Below are 19251 nucleotides of genomic sequence, written 5' to 3' on the forward strand. Positions count from 1 at the left end.
ATGCCCTCCTACGCCCTGTTCACCATCGCCTCCCTGATCTGGGGATCGACTTTCTTCGCGATCACCCTCGAGCTGGGCGAAGTCCCGCCCGCCGTGTCGGTCGTCTACCGGTTCGCGCTCGCGTCGCTGGCGCTGTTCGCGTTCTGCCTGCTGCGCGGCGACAAGCTGCGGCTGCCCTGGCGCGTGCAGCGCTGGGCCTTGCTGCAAGGCTTCTTCACGTTCTGCGTGTCGTATGTCTGCACCTATAACGCCGAACAATACGTCGTCTCGGCCCTCGTCGCCGTACTGTTCGCGCTGATGGTGTTCTGGACGCCGATCTGCGCGCGCATCGCGTTCGGCACACCGATTCCCGGCCGCACCTGGGGCGCGGGCGCCGCCGCGGTCGCCGGCGTCACGCTGCTGTTCTGGCACGCGATCGGCAACGCGCTGCGCGAACTGCACCAGGGCGGACAAGGCCATTTCATCTTCGGCCTCCTGCTCGGCATCGCCGCGTCGATCGCCAGCTCGGCCGGCAGCATCGTCGTCGGCAAGGTGCGCGAGGAATCCAGCAACCTGGTGCTCACGACGGGCTGGTCGATGTTCTGGGGCACGTGCATGGTCGCGGCGTGGTGCCTCGCGACGGGCCAGGCCTTCATCATTCCGCGCACGGCCAGCTATGTGCTGGGCTTGCTGCACCTGTCGATCTTCGGCTCGGTCGTCGCGTTCATCTGCTACTTCACGCTGATCAACCGCATCGGCTCGAACAAGGCCGTGTACATCGGCGTCATCACGCCCGTGATCTCCGTGCTGCTGTCGATCAAGCTCGAACATTACCGGCCCGGCCTCACCGAATGGCTGGGCATGGCCGTCTGCCTGGGCAGCGTCGCCTGGGCCTTGCGCGCCCCGGCCGCCAGGCTGGCCCCATCCGTCAACCTCAACGATGCAATCGAAACGACTCCATGACTCTTGAAACGACCTTCGCGATCCGCCCCGCCACGCCGGCCGACGTTACCCACATCCAATCGATGATCGTCGAGCTGGCCGTGTTCGAAAAGCTGGAACACCTCGTCGTGGCGACAGAAGAAAAATTGCACGAGGGCTTGTTCGGCGTGCACCCCGCCTGCGAAGCCATCGTCGGCGAGCTCGACGGCGAAGTCGTGACGTTCGCGCTGTTCTTCCATAATTTCTCGACCTTCCTGACCAAGCGCGGCCTGTATCTGGAAGATCTGTATGTGCGACAAACGCACCGTGGCAAGGGCATCGGCAGCCGCATGCTCAAGCACCTGGCGCGCCTGGCCGTCGAGCGCGGCTGCGGCCGTTTCGAGTGGTCCGTGCTGGACTGGAACACGCCTGCGATCAATTTCTACAAATCGATGGGCGCCGAGATCTTGCCGGACTGGCGCATCTGCCGCGTCACGGGCACGCCCCTGGAAGCGCTGGCCGGGGCCTGATTCTTTCAGCAAACGGACAAGAAAAACCCACGGGCTGCGTGGCAGCGCCGTGGGTGAACCCATTCGTCATGGGGAGGGGAGACTTGAATCCAACGGTTTCAATATAAGCCTCCGTCCGCCGCATTTGCAGGTTCCTTACAAATGCTTACCTCGGTAACAGAATGCTGTATTTTGGTTGGCCGGGCCCGATTGAGTGATCACAAATGCAAGAACGCGTCGAGCGGGACAATGTGGTCACTGACGAGGACACGGACATGAAAACGCCGACAAAACCGCACAGCACGTCGATTGCCAGATGGGTCTACCGGGCCTGGCTGCGTTCCCGGATCGACACCTATACCCGCAGCCTGCACGCGATCGCCGTCCAGCGCGAAAACGACTTCCACGCGGAACGCATCCTGCACCACGCGATCTCCACCACCCGTTCCAAACTTCAATCCCTGTAGCGGCGGCGCGCCAGCAGGCGCTCGCACAGTTCGAAGGTCGCCTGGGTCAGCAAGGCCAACAACGCGGCCGGGATCGCACCGGCCAGCAGCATGTCGTTGTCGTTCAGCGCGAGGCCCGTCGTGATGCGCTCGCCGAAGCCGCCGGCGCCGATGAAGGCGGCGATGGTCGCCGTGCCGACGCTCATCACGGCGGCCGTCTTGACGCCGGCCAGGATCGTCGGCGCGGCGAGCGGCACCTCGACCAGCAGCAGCGATTGCCACCGGGTCAGTCCCAGCGCCAGCGCGGCCGTGCGCAGGCCGGACGGCACCTGCAGCAACCCCGTGCACGTATTGCGCACGATGGGCAGCAACGCATACGCGCACAGGGCGACGAGCGCCGGCACCGTGCCGATGCGCCCGAGCAGCGGGATCAGGATCGCCAGCAGGGCCAGCGACGGGACAGTCTGCAGGACGCCCGCGACGGCCAGCACGGCCTGGCGCAGGCGCGGCACGAGCGCGGCCACGATGCCGAGCGGAATGCCGGCGAGGCAGCCCAGCAGGACGGCCAGCACGACCAGCAGCAGGTGTTGGCGTGCAAGGTTGATAAAACCGTTGCCGAAGGTTTTGGTCAGCAGGCCATCGCGTACGACGTTTGCAGTGTGGGCGGGTTTCCCGTCCACGCGTTCAACGTTCGGTCGACCGTCGCGGCAATTCGTACGTGGGTTGGACGCGTGGACGGCGCAGCCGTCCACCCTACCCAGCCATGTCTTCGCAATTGCCGCAAAACTCTGTCCGTCCAGCTCGGCCGCCGCATTCATCGCGATCATGTCGTTGGCCGTGATGCTGCCCTCCAGCCGCTCGATGGCACGCCACGCTTGCGGAAAACGCTGCGGCAGGTCGAGCCGGTACAGCAGCACGGCGTCGTAGCGCGGAAAGTATTGTTTATCGTCGTCCAGCACGCGCAGGCCGTACTGGCGGATCTTGGCGTCGGTCGAATAGATGTCGATGGCGTCGACTTGGCGCTGCGCCAGCGCCTCGTACGCGATGCCGTGGTCGAGGCCGCGCGGTTGCTGCGCCAGGCCGTAGCGCCGCGCGAGGCCCGGCCAGCCGTCGGCACGGCCGAGGAATTCGTGCGACAGGCCGATTTTCATGTCCGGATGCAGCGCCAGGTCGGACAGGCGGCGCAGGTCGGCATCGCCGCGCACGGCCAGCGCGTACCCATTGGAAAACCCCAGCGGCACGGCCACGCCCAGGCCCAGCGGACGCAGCGCGGCGCGCATCGCATCCAGCGACGTCGGTTGCGGATTCTTGAGGATTTCCAGGTCGATGGTGCCCAGGTATTCCGGATAGACGTCGATCGCGCCCGAGCGCAGCGCGCCCAGCACGATGGCCGTGTTGCCCAGGCCCTGTTTATGTTCGGCCGGCCCGGCGCGCGCCGCGGTCTGGGTGAGGATCTCGCCCAGGATGTACGACTCGGTGAAGCGCTTCGAGCCCACGCGCAGCACGTTCTCGGCGTGCGCGGACGACAGGATGCCGGCGCAGGCGAGCACCAGCACGGCGAATCTCAGCATGCTGCTTCCGATGGCGTTGTGGATGAGCGGTCAGGATAACCGATCGCGCCAGACGCCGGCGTTGACGACGCCGCGGCATGGGTTCGCGCCGATGGCGTAGGCCAGGTCGGCCGGGCGGGCGATGTCCCACAGGGCGAAGTCGGCGCGCTGTCCCGGCGCCAGGCTGCCGGCGTCGGCGCGGCCCAGGGCGCGGGCCGCGTTGACGGTCACGCCGCGCAGGGCTTCCAGCGGCGTCAGGCGCCACAGCGTGCACGCCATGTTCATCGCCAGCAGCAGCGACGTCATGGGCGACGTGCCCGGGTTGCAGTCGGTGGCGACGGCCAGCGGCACGCCCGCGGCGCGCAATTGGGCGAGCGGCGGCATGCGCGTCTCGCGCAAAAAATAATAGGCGCCGGGCAGCAGCACGGCCACGGTGCCGGCCTGCGCCATCGCGGCCACGCCCTCGGGCGACAGCCATTCGAGGTGGTCGGCCGACAGTCCGCCATGGCGCGCGACGAGCGCCGCGCCGCCCTGGTCCGACAGCTGCTCCGCGTGCAGCTTGACCGGCAGCCCGAGGCGCCGCGCCACGTCGAACACGCGCGCCGTCTGGTCGTGCGAGAAGCCGATGCGCTCGCAGAACGCGTCGACCGCATCCACGAGGCCCTGCGCCGCCAGTGCCGGCAGCATCTCGTCGCACAGCATGTCGATGTAGTCGTCGGCGCGGCCCGCGTACTCGGGCGGCAGCGCGTGCGCGCCGAGGAACGTCGTGCACACGTCCACCGGCAGCAACGCGCCCACGCGGCGCGCCACGCGCAGCATCTTCGCCTCCGATGCCAGGTCGAGGCCGTAGCCGGACTTGATTTCCAGCGTGGTGACGCCCTCGGCCAGCAGGGCGCGGATGCGCGGCAGGCTGGCGGCCAATAAATCGTCTTCGGATGCCGCGCGGGTGGCGCGCACCGTGGACATGATGCCGCCGCCGGCGCGCGCGATGTCCTCGTAGGTGGCGCCGTTCAGGCGCGCTTCCCATTCGTCGCTGCGGTTGCCGGCGTAGACGATGTGCGTGTGGCAGTCGACGAGGCCGGGCGTCAGCCACAGGCCGCCGCAATCGTGGACACGCTGCGCCGGCGGCGCCTCGGCACGGGGTCCGACCCAGGCGATGCGTCCGCCGCGCACGGCCACGGCGCCATCCTCATCGATGCCGTAGCCATCGCCACCGCCACCGTCCAGCGTGGCGAGGCGGGCGTTCGTGTACAGGACGTCGGCGCGGCTTGCCCCTGCATCATTCATAGGCGCCGTCCTCGTGTTCGAGGTCGTGTTCGTCGTCGTAATAATGGATGTCGACGACGAAGATGGCACCCTGCCCCGCCTGCAGCTTCCAGGTCGTGTCCGGGTCGAGCACGACGGCGTCGAAGCGCACCAGGTTGATGCGCTGGTCGTCGCTGCACAGCTCCAGGCTGTCGCCTTCGGCAAGGAACAGCACGGTGACGTCGGCGCGCGCGACGAACGTGGAGTCGCCGTCCAGCTGGCGGCGGCCGAAACGGTGCCAGCAACGGTCCGTGCGGGTCATCACGTTGAAGTCGGTGCTGGGACCGCGATTCAGCTTGGCCTCCACGCGCGACTCGCCGTCGAACGCGGCGACCGGTTCGGCTTTCGACAGCAAGGTGGGCGCGCCGTCGATCTCGAGCGTCATGCCGTGGCCGTCGACCAGCACCAGCGTGCGCTCGACCCCGTGGAACATGGAAAACGGGCCGTCGTTCGCGATCGTGGCCAGGCTCACGCGCCAGTCGAATTCGTCGAAACCGGCGTCGGGCGGGAACACGGCGATCTCGGTCGTACTGCCGCCACCGTTTTTCCACGATACCGGCGCGAGGCCTGCATACGGGATCAGCATCGTCATGACTTGCACCTCATCGTCTGAACATCAATGTGCGTGCAGTGTACGCACGGCCGCCTTGTAACGCTGCGCGATCGCATCCTGCGCCTTGTGGCGGCCGCCCTGCACCACCCAGTGGCCGCCGGCCAGCACGTCGCGTACGAGATTGTCGCTGCCGCTGAACAAAAAGCGGCCGAGCACTTCGTGCGGCGGCACCCCGTCCAGGTTCGGGTGCGCGCCGTCCAGCACGAGCAGGTCCGCACGCCGGCCCGGTGCCAGCACGCCGAGACGGCGCCCGGCCGCCTGCGCGCCGCCCAGCAGCGCATGTTGCCACAAGAAGCCCGCGACGTCGCGCTCCTCGCCATGCACCGCGATATTGCGGCGCTGGTGCGCGAGGCGCTGGCCGTATTCGAGCCAGCGCAGTTCTTCGACGGGGCTCTGCGACACGTGGCTGTCGCTGCCGATGCCGAAGCGCCCGCCCGCCGCGATGTATGAATCAAAGGGGAACAGGCCGTCGCCCAGGTTCGCTTCCGTCGTCGGACACAGCCCCGCGACGGCGCCGCTGCCTGCCAACCGGTCGCGCTCCGCGTCCGACAGGTGCGTGGCATGCACGAGGCACCAGCGCGCGTCGACGTCCACTGCGTGCATCAGGTAGTCGACGGGACGCATGCCGGTGGCCTCCACGCACTGCGCCACTTCGAGCTGCTGCTCCGCGATGTGGATGTGCAGCGGCCGGTCGCCCGGCAGCGCCTGCGCCAGCTCGCGCAGCTGGCCGGCCGATACGGCGCGCAGCGAATGCGGCGCCGCGCCCACTTCCAGCTGCGGCCCGCGCAACGGGGCCAAGGCCTCGACGATGCGCAGCACCTGGGCGGGGTCCGTGCGAAAACGTTCCTGCTCCGGCTTGAGCGGCGTGTCGTTGAAGCCGGCATACGCGTACATCACGGGCAGCAGCGTCACGCCGATGCCCGATTCGTGCGCGGCCTGGGCGATGCGCTGCGCCGTCTCGGCCGGGTTGCCGTAGACATGGCCGCCCGGCGCCCGCTGCACGTAATGAAACTCGCAGACGGCCGTGTAGCCGTGGCGCAGGCATTCGGCGTACAACTGCGCGGCCACGGCTTCCATCTGCTCGGGCGTGATGCGGTTGGCGACGCGGTACATCAGGTCGCGCCACGTCCAGAAGCTGTCCGGACCGTCACCGGCACGTTCCGTCATGCCGCCGATCGCGCGCTGGAAAGCGTGGGAATGCAGGTTGATCATGCCCGGCAGGACGTAGTCGGCTCGCGCCACGCCGAGCGGCGGCGCGGCCTCCGGCGCGACCCGGGTCAGGTCGCCGCGCACGTCCCATTCGAGCAGCACGTCCCGGTGCCAGCCGCCGGCCAGCAAGGCGTGGCGCGCGAACAGGGCATTCATGCGTGTCCTCCCGCGCGGGCCCACGCGACGGCCGCCCCGATCAATTCGCGCAGCAGCGGCTGCACCCTGCCGGCGACGTCGGGCTGGTAGTCGAACGGCGGCGCTTCATCCATGTACAGGCATTGGCACATCTCGAGCTGGATCGCGTGCACGCCGGCAGCCGGGTCGCCATAGAAGCGCGTGATGTGGCCGCCCTTGAAGCGGCCGTTGAAGACGAAGGAAAAGCGGTCCTGCGATTCGGCCACGCGCATCATCTCGCCCTGCAGCTGCAACGAGCACGAGCGGCCATCGGCCGTGCCGAAGTTCAGGTCGGGCAAACGGCCCTCGAAGAAGCGCGGGACGACGGACGCGATCGAATGCGCTTCCCACAGCACCACTTGGCCGTGCAGCGCGAGCAGCCGGTCGAGCTCCGCGCGCAGCTGGCGGTGATACGGACGCCAGTACCGTTCCAGGCGCCGTTCGATGTCGGCGGCGTCCGGTTCCTGGCCGGGCAGGTACAGGCGTTCGCGCGCGAACGTGTCGACGGGACACAGGCGCGTCGTGTCCTGGCCCGGGTACAAATTCGTGTCCTCGGGCGGCCGGTTCAGGTCGACGACGTAGCGCGACCAGCGCGCCGACAAGGTCGACGCGCCGAGGCTGCCGGCGAACGCGTACAGGTCGGGCAGGTGCCAGTCCGTGTCGGCCCGGACCAGCGCGCACGGCGCCATGCGCGCCGCGATGTCGTCGGGAATGTCGGTGCCGGCGTGCGGCATCGACAGCAGCAGCGGCACCGAACCCGCCTTGAACCTGAAATCCATCGTGACTCCGTAGTAGGGCGGGCACCCCGTGCCCACCATGCATTACCGCGACGCGCGTTCGGTGGGCACAGGCCGCCCACCCTGCCGGTTCGCCCTTAGTGCAGCGCGGCGAACAAATCCTTGCACGCGGCCGACAATTCGCCGTCCATCACCATCCGGCGCGCCGCCTCGATGTCCGGCGCGAAGAACCGGTCGGCGTCGAATGCCGGCACGTGCTCGCGCAATTTTGCGTGAACATGTTCCAGGTGGCTGGAGCTCGTCAGCGGGCGGTGGAATTCGATGCCCTGCGCGGCCGCCAGCAGCTCGATGCCGACGATGACACCCGTATTGTGCGCCATCTGGCCGAGACGGCGCGCCGCGAATGTCGCCATGCTGACGTGGTCTTCCTGGTTCGCGGACGTCGGCAGGCTGTCGACGCTGGCCGGATGCGCCAGCGACTTGTTTTCCGACGCCAGCGCGGCCGCCGTCACGTGCGCGATCATGAAGCCGGAATTGACGCCCGGCTCGCGCACGAGGAACGGCGGCAGGCCGGACAAGGTGGCGTCGATCAGCAGCGCGATGCGGCGCTCGGCCAGCGCGCCGATCTCGGCGATCGCCAGCGCCAGGATGTCGGCGGCGAAGGCGACCGGTTCCGCGTGGAAATTACCGCCGGAAATCACTTCCCCGGAATCCGGGAACACGAGCGGGTTGTCGGTCACCGCGTTCGATTCGATCAGCAGGGTGCGGCCGGCCTGGGCGATGAGGTCCATCACGGCGCCCATCACCTGCGGCTGGCAGCGCAGGCTGTACGGGTCCTGCACGCGCTCGTCGCCGACGAGGTGCGACGCGCGGATCGCGCTGCCCGCCACCAGCTGGCGATAAATCTTCGCCGCCGCGATCTGGCCCGGCTGGCCGCGCACTTCATGCACGCGGGGGTCGAACGGGGCGTCGCTGCCCCGCGCGGCGTCCAGCGACATGCTGCCTGCCACCATCGCCGCTTCCAGCAGGCGCTCGGCCAGGAACAGGCCGTGCAGCGCCAGCGCCGTCGACACCTGCGTCCCGTTGATCAGGGCCAGCCCCTCCTTCGCCGCCAGCACGACCGGTTCGATGCCGGCGGCCGCCAGCGCGGCGCGCGCATCCATGATCTCGCCGCGCATGCGCACCTCGCCCACGCCCAGCATCGCGAGCGTCATGTGCGCCAGCGGCGCGAGGTCGCCGGACGCGCCGACGGAACCCTGGCACGGAATCGCGGGCATGATGCCGGCGTTGTACAGGGCGATCAGCGTGTCGACGATCAGCGTCCGCACGCCGGAATACCCGCGCGCCAGGCTGCCGATCTTGGTCAGCAGGATCAGGCGCACGACGTGGTCCGGCAGGTACTCTCCGGTGCCGACGGCATGCGACAGGATCAGGTTCTGCTGCAGCTGTTCGAGCTGCGCCTGCGGGATGTGGCGCTTGGCCAGGATGCCGAAGCCGGTGTTGATGCCGTAGGCCGGATCGCCCTTGGCGACGATGGCCTGCACGGTGGCGGCCGACGTCTCGATGGCGGCATACGCCTCCGGCGCGAGGGTCAGCGCGCCGGGCGTGCCCCAGGCCGCGCGCAGGTCGTCCAGGGACAATGCGCCCGGTTTCAGGATGAGGTGATGTGCTTGTGTCATGGTGTCGATATTCTGCATTACTTGATCATCGGCAGGCGCAGGCCGAAGCGCTTGGCCGTCTCGATCGCGAGTTCGTAGCCGGCATCCGCATGGCGCATCACGCCGGACGCGCAATCGTTGACGAGGACGCGGGCCAGGCGTTTATCGGCGGCCTCCGTGCCGTCCGCCACGATGACGACGCCGGCGTGCTGCGAATAGCCCATGCCGACGCCGCCGCCGTGGTGCAGCGACACCCACGTCGCGCCGCCGGCCGTGTTCAGCATGGCGTTCAGCAGCGGCCAGTCGGACACGGCGTCGGTGCCGTCGCGCATGGCTTCCGTCTCGCGGTTCGGGCTCGCGACGGAGCCCGTGTCCAGGTGGTCGCGCCCGATCACGATCGGCGCCTTCAATTCGCCCGTGCGTACCATCTCGTTGAACGCGAGACCGGCCAGGTGGCGCTCGCCGAGGCCCAGCCAGCAGATGCGCGCCGGCAGGCCCTGGAACGCGATGCGGTCGCGCGCCATGTCGAGCCAGCGGTGCACGCGCGCGTGCTGCGGGAACAGCTCCTTGATCTTCGCGTCGGTCTTATAGATGTCTTCCGGGTCGCCGGACAGCGCGACCCAGCGGAACGGGCCGCGGCCCTCGCAGAACTGCGGGCGGATGTAGGCGGGCACGAAGCCGGGGAAGTCGAAGGCGTTTTTCACACCCTGGTCGAACGCGACCTGGCGGATGTTGTTGCCGTAGTCGACGGCATGCGCGCCGAGCGCCTTGAAGTCGAGGATCGCCTGCACGTGGACGGCGCACGATTCCGCCGCCGCCTGTTTCAATGCCGCGTGCTGTCCCGGGTCGCGCTGTGCGGCCTGCCACTGTTCGATGGTCCAGCCGCGCGGCAGGTAGCCGTGGATCAGGTCGTGGGCCGACGTCTGGTCGGTGACGACGTCGGGCACGAGGCCGCCTTCCCTGGCACGGCGCACCAGCTCCGGCAACACGTCGGCCGCGTTGCCCAGCAGGCCGATGGAAACGGCTTCCTTGCGTTCCATATGCGTCTTGATCATCGCCAGCGCGTCGTCGATGTCCCTGGCCTGCTTGTCGAGGTAGCGGGTGCGCAGGCGGAAATCGATGCTGCTCTGCTGGCACTCCACGTTCAGCGACACGGCGCCGGCGAACGTCGCGGCCAGCGGCTGCGCGCCGCCCATGCCGCCCAGGCCCGCGGTCAGGATCCAGCGTCCCGCCATGTCACCGCCGAAGTGCTGGCGGCCCGCTTCGGCAAACGTCTCGTACGTGCCCTGCACGATGCCCTGCGTGCCGATATAAATCCAGCTGCCGGCCGTCATCTGGCCGTACATGAACAGGCCTTTGCGGTCGAGCTCATTGAAATGCTCCCACGTCGCCCATTTCGGCACGAGGTTCGAGTTCGCGAGCAGCACGCGCGGCGCGTCGGGATGGGTCTGGAACACGCCGACCGGCTTGCCGGACTGGATCAGGAGGGTCTGGTCGTCGTCCAGCTCGCGCAGCGACGCGAGGATCTGGTCGTAGCACGCCCAGTCGCGCGCCGCGCGGCCGATGCCGCCGTAGACGACGAGGCCTTGCGGGTTTTCCGCCACCTCGGCATCCAGGTTGTTCTGCAGCATGCGGTAGGCCGCCTCGGTCAGCCAGTTCTTGCACGTGAGTTCGCTGCCGCGCGGGGCGCGGATGACGCGGGTGGGATCGAAACGCGGGTCGCCGGTGGGAGAGACTGTGGTCATGTTGGACTCCTCGAAAAGGATGCGCGGGAATAGCGGAGCACATCGGCGCCGCCCGCATTCCAGAAAGTCTAAGTTGTCTATACAACTACGTCAACTCATTCCGCGTGGGCGGCTCACTTTTTCTGCCAGACCTGGCGCCCGCCGACCCACGTTTGCAGGACGCCGATCTTGTGGATGTCATAGGGCGAAATCTTGAACAGGTCGCGATCGACGACGATGAAATCCGCGTACTTGCCGGTTTCGAGCGAGCCTAGCGTTTTTTCCTGATGTCCGGCGTACGCCGCGTCGAGCGTGAAGCAGCGGAACGCTTCCTTGAGGGACATCTCCTGCTCGGGATACCAGCCGGCGATCGGATTGCCGGCAGCGTCCTGGCGCGTGACGGCCGCGTGGATGCCGAAGAACGGGTTCGGCGCTTCGACCGGGAAATCCGAACCGCACGCGATGCGCGAGCCCTGCTGCAGGAACGTGCGCCACGCGTACGCGCCCTTGATGCGCTCGGGGCCGATGCGCTGCTCGGCCATGTTCTTGTCGGACGTCGCGTGCGTCGGCTGCATCGACGGGATGATGCCGATGCTCTTGAAGCGCGGGATGTCGGCCGGCGTGACGACCTGGGCGTGCTCGATGCGGTGGCGCAGCGCTTCTCCGTGATTGGCCGGGATCTCCTTGGCGAACGTGTCGAGGATCTGGCGGTTGCCGGCGTCGCCGATCGCGTGCACGTTGACCTGGTAGCCCTTCTTCATCGCCTTGGCGATCATCGCGTCGATTTCGCCGTTCGAGTGGAACAGCAGGCCGTGCGAATGCGGGTCGTCCGTGTACGGCGCCAGCAGCGCGGCGCCGCGGCTGCCCAGCGCGCCGTCGGCATACAGCTTCACGGCGCGCAGCGCGTACATGTCGTGGCCGTACGTATCGAGCGGGCCGTTGTTCGACAACTGGTCGAAGTCCGCGCCGGTGCCGCCAATCATGGCGTAGATGCGCGCCGTCAGCTTGCCGTGGTCGGCGTAATCGCGATACAAGCGGTCCTGGCCCACGCCGATGCCGGCGTCGTGCGCGCTCGTGAGGCCGACGCTGGCCATCTTTTCCAGCGCGCGGTCGAGCATCGTGCGGGCTTGCTGCTCCGTCGGCTGCGGCAGCACCTTCTCGATCAGCCCCTGCGCGGCGTCGACGAGCACGCCCGTCGCGTGGCCGGCGGCGTCGCGCACGATCTTTCCGCCGGCCGGATCAGGCGTCCGGTCCGTGATGCCGGCCAGCGCCAGCGCGCGCCCGTTGGCCCAGCCGGCGTGGCCGTCGACGCGTTCCAGCCACACCGGGCGGTCGGCGACGGCGCCATCGAGCTCCTGCGCCGTCGGGAAGCGGCCCAGCTTCCAGTTTTCCTGGTTCCAGCCGCGTCCGCGCACCCAGGCGCGATCGGCGTTGGCGCGCGCGTATGCGCCGATCGCGGCCAGCGCCTGCGGCAGCGACGTGGTCGCCGACAGGTCGAGCTGGGTCAGCATCTCGCCCAGGCCGAACACGTGGCCGTGGGCGTCGATGAGGCCCGGCAGGACGGTGCGGCCAGCCATGTCGACGTGCTTCGCCCGAGTGGCCCCGGTTGCTGTTTTTGCCGCCACGTCGCCCGCCGAGCCGACGGCGAGGATGCGGCCGGCGTCGTCGAACGCGAGCGACGCGAACTGGACGACGTCGCCCTTCGCGTCCAGCGTGTAGCCGTTGGCGTTGTCGATGACGGTGGTGGCGTGGGCCGTGGCGGCGGTGAGGGCCAGGGCGATCAGGGTGTGCCTCGTTTGCTTGTGGCGCAGGCGCATCGCGGTCTCCGTTCGATGGTGGATGAACCGGGGTACGGTTCAACAGCAAGAAACAGAGTGTATAGAATTTTACATTCTGGTCAATCGCCGGGCCGGCGTTCGATCGCAAGAACCGGAGGGTGCGGCGCGGCGCGCGATGGTCCAATCGTGGCTCAACCAATGGAGACCACGATGCTCACCCTGTACGATTACCTGCCCTCCCAGAACGCCTGGAAAGTCCGCCTGCTGCTGAACCACCTCGACATGCCCTGCCGCACGGAGATCGTGCGCATCTTCGAAGGCGAAGGCCAGCGCCCCGGATTCCTGGCCGTGAGCCCGACCGGCGCGGTGCCGGCGCTGCGCCTCGCGGACGGCCGCACGCTGGCCGAATCGAACGCCATCCTGACGTATCTGGCGCACGGCACGCCATATTCTCCGGCCGATCCGTTCGGCCAGGCGAAGGTGCAGCAATGGCTGTCGTTCGAGCAGGACCACGTGGCGTCGATCGCCACCTTGCGCCACTGGACGCTGACGGGCAAGCTGGCGCGGCGCGCACCGGCGCTGGTCGAACGCCTGCGCCGGGTCGCGCACAAGGCGCTGGCGATCCTCGAGCGCGAGCTGGCGGAACGCCCGTTCATCGCGGGCGACACGTACACGATCGCCGACATGTCGCTGTTCGCCTACGTCCACCGGGCCGACGAAGCCGCACTGGCGCTGGCCGACCATCCGCATGTCGTCCGCTGGATCGCCGGGGTGCGCGCGCAGCCGGGCTTCCTGGGCACCGTGTACCCCTACTCGATCGACCCGTTTTCGGGCGGCGACCTGCCCTGAACGCGCGCGTTCATTCGAACTGGATGCGCGTGATGTAATAAGGCGAATACGCGGTGCCCTGGCCCTGCCAGATGATGGCGTCGATGGTCTTGCCGGCCGCGTTGATGTCCTTGAGCGGCACCTCGACGACGGCCCAGGTCTTCGCCTTGGGCTGGATGACGTAGTCGGCGTCGATCGCCTTGCCGTCCGCCATGGCCTTGACCATCAGGGTCTGGCCGCCGTCCTTGCCGCCGTTGATGACGAAGGTCAGCTTGCTGTACCCCTCGGTGGAAAACGCATCATGGTGCAGCGCGAGGGCGCTCCACGGATCGCCCTCGACGCGGATCGGCTTGCCGTTGCCGATGGGGACCGCCAACTGCGTCCTGGCCCAGCTCCAGTTCTGGAAACCGTTCTTCAACTCGTCATCGTAGGCGACGAGGGGTTGCGGCAGGTTCCCGGCCCGGGCCAGGCTCCCGCCGGCCACGCCGGCCGCGCCGAGGGCGGCCAGGAACAGGCGACGCGATACGCTCATGCTTGTCTCCGTTGGAATCGTTTTTATGCCTGCGGCAACGCAGGTATGTCGATGTTACGACCGAAACATATGCATGCCTGGCGCCTGGTAAAAATTATGCGCCGCCTGGGAAATTTCATAACGTCGGGGTCAGTAACGTCGGGGTCAGAGCCTAATGCCGTTAAGTTAAGGTTTTTCGAAGGCGGCGCTCGGGATAACGCTGGGGCTTGGCTTTAGTGACCCGGTCGAACTTTCGGCCGGGTCGGTAGACATTCAGTTCGAGTAGCATCCTTTCACGCATACGTTTCAAGACGCCAGGTATGTTTCCTTGGGCCTGCAAGGCCGCGACATGCTGCATCTCGAATTGAAATGCTGACAAGGCGAACACAAAGCTGATATCACTAGGGGCGCACTTGGCTTGTTCAGCGGTGCGCGCCATTTCCAGGCGTACCAGGTTGTACGCGAGAAGCGTGCCCCAGATCTCTTGTCGGGTCGATTCCACACTCAGGCTGCGCAGGCTCAGCGCCATGCCCATCATGGATTGCTTGATCTCGCGGTAGCTCGTCTCGATTTGCCAGCGCCGGCCGTAGCATTGGCGCAATTGATCGGCAGGAAAGCGTCGACGGTCCAGCAGCGAAGTCAAAAGATAAACGAGCCGCCCCTGCGGCGTAGGCGTCAGAACGGCCCGTGCGCGCCAGTGTGCGGGCAGGTCCGGATCTCGTTTGCGTGCTGCAGCTGAGACTTTCATCTCCACCACGCCGTCTTTCTCATCGCCTTCGATCAGGGTCCAGCGCGTGTTGGCCTTCGCTGGCACCAGAAAGTGGCGCTCTTGCCCATTACCGCTGAGCTTGCAGAGTAGTTCGGCTCCCAGAAAGCCGCGATCGAAGACCGTTAATGAGTGGTCGGGGATATCCGCCAATAGGTCCCGTGCGAAGGTGATTTCGCTTTGACGGTAAGTGCCAAAACCCGCCGCCAGAACGAGTTGGGTATCGAGCACGCACAATGTGACCAAACGCGCATGGGGATAGCTGGCAGTGGCGTCGCCCACGTAATGCGGTGCGCCGAAATGGTCCCGGTTTTCGGAACTGTCGGCCAGCTTGAGTGTGGTCCCGTCCATGGCAAGAAGTTGCAGGCCCTTGAACTGATACCGCTGCTCATCCTGCTGGTGCCAGCGCCGGGCCGAGGCGGCGAACAACCAGGCCAGCGGCTCCTCGCCAAGCCGCTGCCGCGCCTGGGTTGCGGCGCTATCGGTCACACAGCGGTCCTCCAGGTCCGGTAAAGCCAAATCCAGTTCCGCCAGCACTTGACGTACTGATCGGTGCCGGTACAAGGCCAGCGCAATCACCAGCCATACTACCTGCTGCGCGGGCAAACGCCGCTGGCGGATGCTGGCCTTGCCAGAATAGTTCAGTGCCGCCTCGATCCACTCGGCGGGAAGATGCTCGCCCAGCCGCCTCCAGTCAGGGGCTGCCAAGTCGACAGTAACAAGTGGCAAGGATTCAGATAACATGAAGGCCGCAGGTTAACAGCCCGCGGCCTCGTTTACAAGCGATCGTTGCTGAACTTGCCGCTTAACTTAACGGCATTAGGGTCAGAGCCCGGTTTTTGGAAAGTTCCTCACGCCCCTGGCCCGGACACTGTTGCACGGTTGATCTTGCTCACCCACGCCGCGGGACGATTTTGTATCCTCTCGCCTTCCGCCGCCTCCTGTTTTCGCCATGCCACGTCCGCGCCGCCTCGTCCTGCCGTCGGTTCCGCTCCATGTCATCCAACGGGGCAACAACAGGCTTCCGTGTTTCACCTGCCGGAGCGACTATCTCGTCTATCTCGACATGTTGCGTGAATGCGCATACGACTGTGGCTGTGCCCTGCACGCCTACGTACTGATGACCAACCACACTCATTTACTTTTCTCTCCGGATGATGAGCATGGCGCGAGCGTACTGATGCAGCGCCTGGGCCAGCGTTACGTGCAATACTTCAACCGTCGTCACACACGTACGGGAACCTTGTGGGAAGGCCGCTTTCGCTCTTGCCTCGTGCTCGACGAGCAATACTTTCTGGCATGCCAGCGCTACATCGAGCTGAATCCCGTCCGCGCGCAGATGGTGGACGAGCCGGAGCACTACCCCTGGTCCAGTTACCGGATCAATGCGTTCGGACAGGACAGCTCCCTGATCAAACCGCATCTTGCTTATCTACGTCTGCATCACGAAACGATCCCGCGCCAGGCTGCATACCGCCAGCTATGCGGGGAAGCGTTGTCCGATCAACTCCTCGCAGAAATCAGGGACGCCAGCAATGGCAACCGTTCTCTCGGCATCGAAGAAGCGAGAGCCACGGCGCTTGATGATGCGGTAGCACAATTTCCAAAAACCGGGCTCTGACCCCGGTACTGGCGCCGGTATCAGGCGGCGTCGTGGAAGATGATGCCGAGGGTATGCCGATGGCCGCTGCGCACGCGGCTGACGCCGTGCCGCATGTTGACCCGGTAGATACCGCGCGTGCCGTTGACGGGGCGCGTGTGCACGGGGAAGACGACGGCGTCGCCCTGCCCCAGCGGCACCACCTCGGCGCGCGACTGCATGCGCGGACGCTGCTCCGTCAGGACGAATTCGCCGCCGCTGAAATCGACCCCGGGACGCGCCAGCAGCACGGCCACCTGCAGCGGGAACACGTGGTCGCCGTACAGGTCCTGATGCAGGCAGTTGTAGTCGCCCGGGCCGTATTGCAGCAGCAGGGGCGTCGGCCGCAGCTGGCCGGCCGCGTGGCAGCGCGCCAGGTAGTCGGCGTGCGCGTCCGGATAGCGTTCGTCCAGCCCGAGCGCGGCCTGCCAGCGGTTGGCGATGCGCGCCAGCGGCGGATACAGCGCCGTGCGCAGGCTTGCCAGGCCAGGCGGCAGCGGATACGCGTAGTAGCGGTACTCGCCGCGTCCGAAGCCGTGGCGCTCCATCACGACGCGGCTGCGGAAGTGCGCGTCGTCCGTGTAGCCGGCCGCATAGGCCGCGCACTGGCCGGGGTCCAGCAGCGCCGGCAGCACGGCGCAGCCGAACGCATCGAGGTCGGCGCCGGCGCGGTCCCAGTCGATGGCCGTCATGCCTCGGCCTCGCGCTGGAGCAGCGCCTGCTTGCGCTCGACGCCCCAGCGATAGCCGGAGATCGAGCCGTCGTTGCGCACGACGCGGTGGCAGGGAATCGCCACCGCCACCGGATTGGCGGCGCAGGCCCCGGCGATGGCGCGCGCGCCCCGCGGCATGCCCAGGCGCGCGGCCAGTTCGGCATAGCCAACCGTCTGGCCGGCCGGGATCTGGCGCAGCGCCTGCCAGACGCGCTGCTGGAACGCGGTGCCGCGCACGTCGAGCGGCAGGTCGAGGCCGAGGCGCGGCGCTTCGACGAACGCGACGACCTGGGCCACCGTGCGCTCGAAGCCGGGTTCGGCGCCGATCAGGTCGGCCTTCGGGAAGCGGTCCTGCAGGTCGCGCACGAGCGCCTCCGGATCGTCGCCCAGCAGGATGCAGCAGATGCCCTTGTCGGTCGCCGCCACGAGCAGCGCGCCCAGCGAGCACTGCGCCACGGCGAAGCGGATGGCCTCGCCGCCGCCGCCCGCGCGATAGCGCCTGGGCGTCATGCCCAGCACGCCGGACGACGCGGCATAAAAGCGGCCGCTGAAATTGAAGCCGGCGTCGTAGGCGGCCGCGGTGACGCTGCCTGCCTGCGCGAGTCCCTGCTTGAGGCGCTCGGCGCGCCGCGCCGCCGCATAGGCCTTGGGCGTGATCCCCGTATGGGCCTTGAAGATGCGGTGGAAGTGGAAGCGGCTCATGCCGCAGGCCTTGGCCAGGCTGGCGAGATCCGGTTCTTCCTCGGCGGCGTCGATCAGGCGGCAGGCCCTGGCCACGGCGTCGGCCTGGCGTTCGGCCAGCGGCGGCGCGTCGGGACGGCAGCGCAGGCAGGCGCGGAAACCCGCCGCCTCGGCGTCGCCCGGCGTCGCGTGGAAGGCCACGTTGGCGCGGCGCGGCGTGCGCGACGGGCACGAGGGCCGGCAGTACACCCCGGTGCTGCGCACGGAATAATAAAACTGGCCGTCGGCGTCGCGCGCGCGGGCGACGACGGCCGCCCAGCGCTCGTCGTCGGTGACGTAGGCGGCGGGTGTGGCCGCGGATTGGCGGATGGTGGCGGTGTTCATCTCGTTCTCCAGATTCTCGATGGCCCCATCGTAAGCGCGGGCGTGGCGGCAAACACTTCGGGTCTTGCTTTCGAATTCGCGGTGTTAGAATGGCGCCTCTAATCGCCGAGGTGGCATCCAGAATTCCGGAGAGTAGTTTGGACGAACAGATCGCGCAAGACAGCACGCCCATTTTCCAGCGCATCAAGGACTACCTGCTCGGCGAAATCGCGTCGGGCCGCTGGAAGGAAGGCGACCTGGTGCCCTCCGAGCAGGCGCTCGTGCGCCAGTTCGGCGTCTCGCGCATGACCGTCAACCGCGCGGTGCGCGAACTGACGGCGGAACAGGTGCTCACGCGCCGCCAGGGGTCGGGCACCTACGTCGCGCCCCAGAAATACCAGGCGACGCTGGTCGAGATCCGCAACATCGCCGACGAAGTCCACGCGCGCGGCCACGTGCATGCGAGCCGTCCGCGCCTGCTGGAACAAAGCCCGGCGGGCGAGGCGCTGGCGCACCAGTTCGAACTGGAACCCGGCACGTCGTTGTTCCATTCCCTGATCGTGCACGACGAGAACGGCCGGCCGATCCAGGTCGAGGACCGCTGGGTCAATCCGGCCTGCGCGCCGGCCTACCTGGAACAGGATTTTTCACGCATCACGCCCAACGAACACCTGATGACGGCCGCGCCGCTGCAGGGCGCCACCTACAGCATCGAGGCGCTGCCGGCGCCGCGCGACGTGGCGGAGATGCTCGACGTCGCCCCCGGCACGTCGTGCCTCGTGCTCAAGCGCCGCACCACGTCGAACGGCCGGGTGGCGTCGGTCGTGACGATGTGGCACCCGGGACATTTGTATAAATTCACGGGCAGCGTCGGCTGACGATGCCACTTGGACCACGGCGCGAAAAATAGTTCCGCCCGGGTCGCGACATCGACCGGACTTCCGTGATAATGGCTGCGGTCAATCAGGAACGCTGCGCATGCCGCGGCATATGTTGAGATTTTGTACAAAGCTCACGAACACGTTCCAAAAAAATCGGTTATTATTCCGATTAAACCCCGCCTGACATCCTCTTGCAGCTCTTCCACTATTGAATATTGCACACATTGGCACCACCTCTGTGCAGCAAGCCAGTCTGACAAGTACGGG

The 19251-nt window shown here is 67.2% G+C and carries 18 protein-coding genes; 6 read left to right on the forward strand and 12 right to left on the reverse strand.

Annotation, left to right across the window (positions count from 1 at the left end; all coding sequences use genetic code 11):
• The 3 genes from ACEN9Q_RS22370 to ACEN9Q_RS22380 all read left to right on the forward strand — a co-directional run bounded on the left by ACEN9Q_RS22370 (nt 1) and on the right by ACEN9Q_RS22380 (nt 1876).
• Entirely contained in the window at nt 1–942 is a 942-nt protein-coding gene (locus tag ACEN9Q_RS22370) for a DMT family transporter (RefSeq protein WP_495626077.1), read from the forward strand.
• A complete protein-coding gene (locus ACEN9Q_RS22375) occupies nt 939–1430 on the forward strand; it encodes a GNAT family N-acetyltransferase (RefSeq protein ID WP_495626078.1) in 492 nt (163 codons plus the stop codon). The genes ACEN9Q_RS22370 and ACEN9Q_RS22375 overlap by 4 nt, the downstream gene beginning before the upstream one ends.
• Nucleotides 1431–1684: 254 nt before the next feature.
• Nucleotides 1685–1876 carry a hypothetical protein gene (locus ACEN9Q_RS22380; RefSeq protein ID WP_056450169.1) on the forward strand — a complete coding sequence of 64 codons (192 nt, stop codon included), beginning with the start codon at nt 1685–1687 and terminating at the stop codon, nt 1874–1876.
• Here ACEN9Q_RS22380 and ACEN9Q_RS22385 read toward each other — a convergent pair.
• From ACEN9Q_RS22385 to ACEN9Q_RS22420, 8 genes are all read right to left on the reverse strand, one after another.
• The gene (locus ACEN9Q_RS22385; RefSeq protein WP_495626079.1) at nt 1864–3426 is read right to left on the reverse strand and encodes an ABC transporter permease/substrate-binding protein; all 1563 of its coding nucleotides are present in this window, start codon (nt 3424–3426) and stop codon (nt 1864–1866) included. The two genes, ACEN9Q_RS22380 and ACEN9Q_RS22385, sit on opposite strands and share 13 nt — an antisense overlap.
• Nucleotides 3427–3456: 30 nt before the next feature.
• On the reverse strand, nt 3457–4692 hold the full coding sequence (hutI, locus tag ACEN9Q_RS22390; RefSeq protein ID WP_495626080.1) for an imidazolonepropionase: 1236 nt from the start codon (nt 4690–4692) through the stop codon (nt 3457–3459).
• Nucleotides 4685–5302 carry a HutD/Ves family protein gene (locus ACEN9Q_RS22395; RefSeq protein WP_056449986.1) on the reverse strand — a complete coding sequence of 206 codons (618 nt, stop codon included), beginning with the start codon at nt 5300–5302 and terminating at the stop codon, nt 4685–4687. The genes hutI and ACEN9Q_RS22395 overlap by 8 nt, the downstream gene beginning before the upstream one ends.
• A 24-nt stretch (nt 5303–5326) precedes the next feature.
• A complete protein-coding gene (locus ACEN9Q_RS22400; protein ID WP_495626081.1) occupies nt 5327–6688 on the reverse strand; it encodes a formimidoylglutamate deiminase in 1362 nt (453 codons plus the stop codon).
• Nucleotides 6685–7485, reverse strand: coding sequence for an N-formylglutamate deformylase (gene hutG, locus ACEN9Q_RS22405; RefSeq protein WP_056449981.1), 801 nt, complete (start codon nt 7483–7485; stop codon nt 6685–6687). Before hutG ends, ACEN9Q_RS22400 begins: the two co-directional genes overlap by 4 nt.
• Nucleotides 7486–7580: 95 nt before the next feature.
• On the reverse strand, nt 7581–9122 hold the full coding sequence (gene hutH, locus ACEN9Q_RS22410; protein WP_495626082.1) for a histidine ammonia-lyase: 1542 nt from the start codon (nt 9120–9122) through the stop codon (nt 7581–7583).
• A 17-nt stretch (nt 9123–9139) separates the two neighbouring features.
• The gene (gene hutU / locus ACEN9Q_RS22415) at nt 9140–10846 is read right to left on the reverse strand and encodes a urocanate hydratase (RefSeq protein ID WP_056449979.1); all 1707 of its coding nucleotides are present in this window, start codon (nt 10844–10846) and stop codon (nt 9140–9142) included.
• A 113-nt stretch (nt 10847–10959) separates the two neighbouring features.
• Entirely contained in the window at nt 10960–12642 is a 1683-nt protein-coding gene (locus ACEN9Q_RS22420; RefSeq protein ID WP_495626083.1) for an amidohydrolase, read from the reverse strand.
• 171 nt (nt 12643–12813) lie between these two features.
• Here ACEN9Q_RS22420 and ACEN9Q_RS22425 point away from each other — a divergent pair, with 171 nt between their 5' ends.
• Nucleotides 12814–13452: a glutathione S-transferase family protein gene (locus ACEN9Q_RS22425; protein ID WP_495626084.1), complete on the forward strand. Its 639-nt coding sequence runs from the start codon at nt 12814–12816 to the stop codon at nt 13450–13452.
• Nucleotides 13453–13462: 10 nt separating this feature from the next.
• On the opposite strand, the gene ACEN9Q_RS22430 is transcribed toward ACEN9Q_RS22425, so the two are convergent.
• Together ACEN9Q_RS22430 and ACEN9Q_RS22435 are read right to left on the reverse strand one after the other, a co-directional pair.
• Nucleotides 13463–13963, reverse strand: a complete 501-nt coding sequence (locus ACEN9Q_RS22430) for a hypothetical protein (RefSeq protein WP_056449973.1) — start codon at nt 13961–13963, stop codon at nt 13463–13465.
• A gap of 160 nt (nt 13964–14123) precedes the next feature.
• Complete coding sequence (locus tag ACEN9Q_RS22435) at nt 14124–15452, reverse strand: IS4 family transposase (RefSeq protein WP_495625598.1); 1329 nt, start codon at nt 15450–15452, stop codon at nt 14124–14126.
• A gap of 208 nt (nt 15453–15660) precedes the next feature.
• Between ACEN9Q_RS22435 and ACEN9Q_RS22440 the strand changes: the two genes are divergently transcribed.
• Entirely contained in the window at nt 15661–16329 is a 669-nt protein-coding gene (locus ACEN9Q_RS22440) for a transposase (protein ID WP_495626085.1), read from the forward strand.
• Between the two features lie 20 nt (nt 16330–16349).
• On the opposite strand, the gene ACEN9Q_RS22445 is transcribed toward ACEN9Q_RS22440, so the two are convergent.
• Together ACEN9Q_RS22445 and ada are read right to left on the reverse strand one after the other, a co-directional pair.
• The gene (locus ACEN9Q_RS22445; protein WP_495626086.1) at nt 16350–17039 is read right to left on the reverse strand and encodes a 2OG-Fe(II) oxygenase; all 690 of its coding nucleotides are present in this window, start codon (nt 17037–17039) and stop codon (nt 16350–16352) included.
• Nucleotides 17036–18124 carry a bifunctional DNA-binding transcriptional regulator/O6-methylguanine-DNA methyltransferase Ada gene (gene ada, locus ACEN9Q_RS22450; protein ID WP_495626087.1) on the reverse strand — a complete coding sequence of 363 codons (1089 nt, stop codon included), beginning with the start codon at nt 18122–18124 and terminating at the stop codon, nt 17036–17038. Before ada ends, ACEN9Q_RS22445 begins: the two co-directional genes overlap by 4 nt.
• Before the next feature lie 137 nt (nt 18125–18261).
• Here ada and hutC point away from each other — a divergent pair, with 137 nt between their 5' ends.
• Nucleotides 18262–18981, forward strand: coding sequence for a histidine utilization transcriptional repressor HutC (gene hutC, locus ACEN9Q_RS22455; RefSeq protein WP_229412885.1), 720 nt, complete (start codon nt 18262–18264; stop codon nt 18979–18981).
• The last annotated feature ends 270 nt before the right edge of the window (nt 18982–19251 follow it).

It is taken from the genome of Massilia sp. Masssp93 (genome assembly GCF_059491295.1).

Coding starts and splice junctions, on each gene's coding strand:
- ACEN9Q_RS22400 (WP_495626081.1), bottom strand. CDS start 6,688: ATGAATGCCCTGTTCGCGCGCCACGCCTTGCTGGCCGGCGGCTGGCAC.
- hutI (WP_495626080.1), bottom strand. CDS start 4,692: ATGAATGATGCAGGGGCAAGCCGCGCCGACGTCCTGTACACGAACGCC.
- hutU (WP_056449979.1), bottom strand. CDS start 10,846: ATGACCACAGTCTCTCCCACCGGCGACCCGCGTTTCGATCCCACCCGC.
- ACEN9Q_RS22380 (WP_056450169.1), top strand. CDS start 1,685: ATGAAAACGCCGACAAAACCGCACAGCACGTCGATTGCCAGATGGGTC.
- ACEN9Q_RS22435 (WP_495625598.1), bottom strand. CDS start 15,452: ATGTTATCTGAATCCTTGCCACTTGTTACTGTCGACTTGGCAGCCCCT.
- ACEN9Q_RS22420 (WP_495626083.1), bottom strand. CDS start 12,642: ATGCGCCTGCGCCACAAGCAAACGAGGCACACCCTGATCGCCCTGGCC.
- hutG (WP_056449981.1), bottom strand. CDS start 7,485: ATGGATTTCAGGTTCAAGGCGGGTTCGGTGCCGCTGCTGCTGTCGATG.
- ACEN9Q_RS22430 (WP_056449973.1), bottom strand. CDS start 13,963: ATGAGCGTATCGCGTCGCCTGTTCCTGGCCGCCCTCGGCGCGGCCGGC.
- ACEN9Q_RS22395 (WP_056449986.1), bottom strand. CDS start 5,302: ATGACGATGCTGATCCCGTATGCAGGCCTCGCGCCGGTATCGTGGAAA.
- ACEN9Q_RS22375 (WP_495626078.1), top strand. CDS start 939: ATGACTCTTGAAACGACCTTCGCGATCCGCCCCGCCACGCCGGCCGAC.
- ACEN9Q_RS22370 (WP_495626077.1), top strand. CDS start 1: ATGCCCTCCTACGCCCTGTTCACCATCGCCTCCCTGATCTGGGGATCG.
- ACEN9Q_RS22425 (WP_495626084.1), top strand. CDS start 12,814: ATGCTCACCCTGTACGATTACCTGCCCTCCCAGAACGCCTGGAAAGTC.
- ACEN9Q_RS22385 (WP_495626079.1), bottom strand. CDS start 3,426: ATGCTGAGATTCGCCGTGCTGGTGCTCGCCTGCGCCGGCATCCTGTCG.
- ada (WP_495626087.1), bottom strand. CDS start 18,124: ATGAACACCGCCACCATCCGCCAATCCGCGGCCACACCCGCCGCCTAC.
- hutH (WP_495626082.1), bottom strand. CDS start 9,122: ATGACACAAGCACATCACCTCATCCTGAAACCGGGCGCATTGTCCCTG.
- ACEN9Q_RS22445 (WP_495626086.1), bottom strand. CDS start 17,039: ATGACGGCCATCGACTGGGACCGCGCCGGCGCCGACCTCGATGCGTTC.
- ACEN9Q_RS22440 (WP_495626085.1), top strand. CDS start 15,661: ATGCCACGTCCGCGCCGCCTCGTCCTGCCGTCGGTTCCGCTCCATGTC.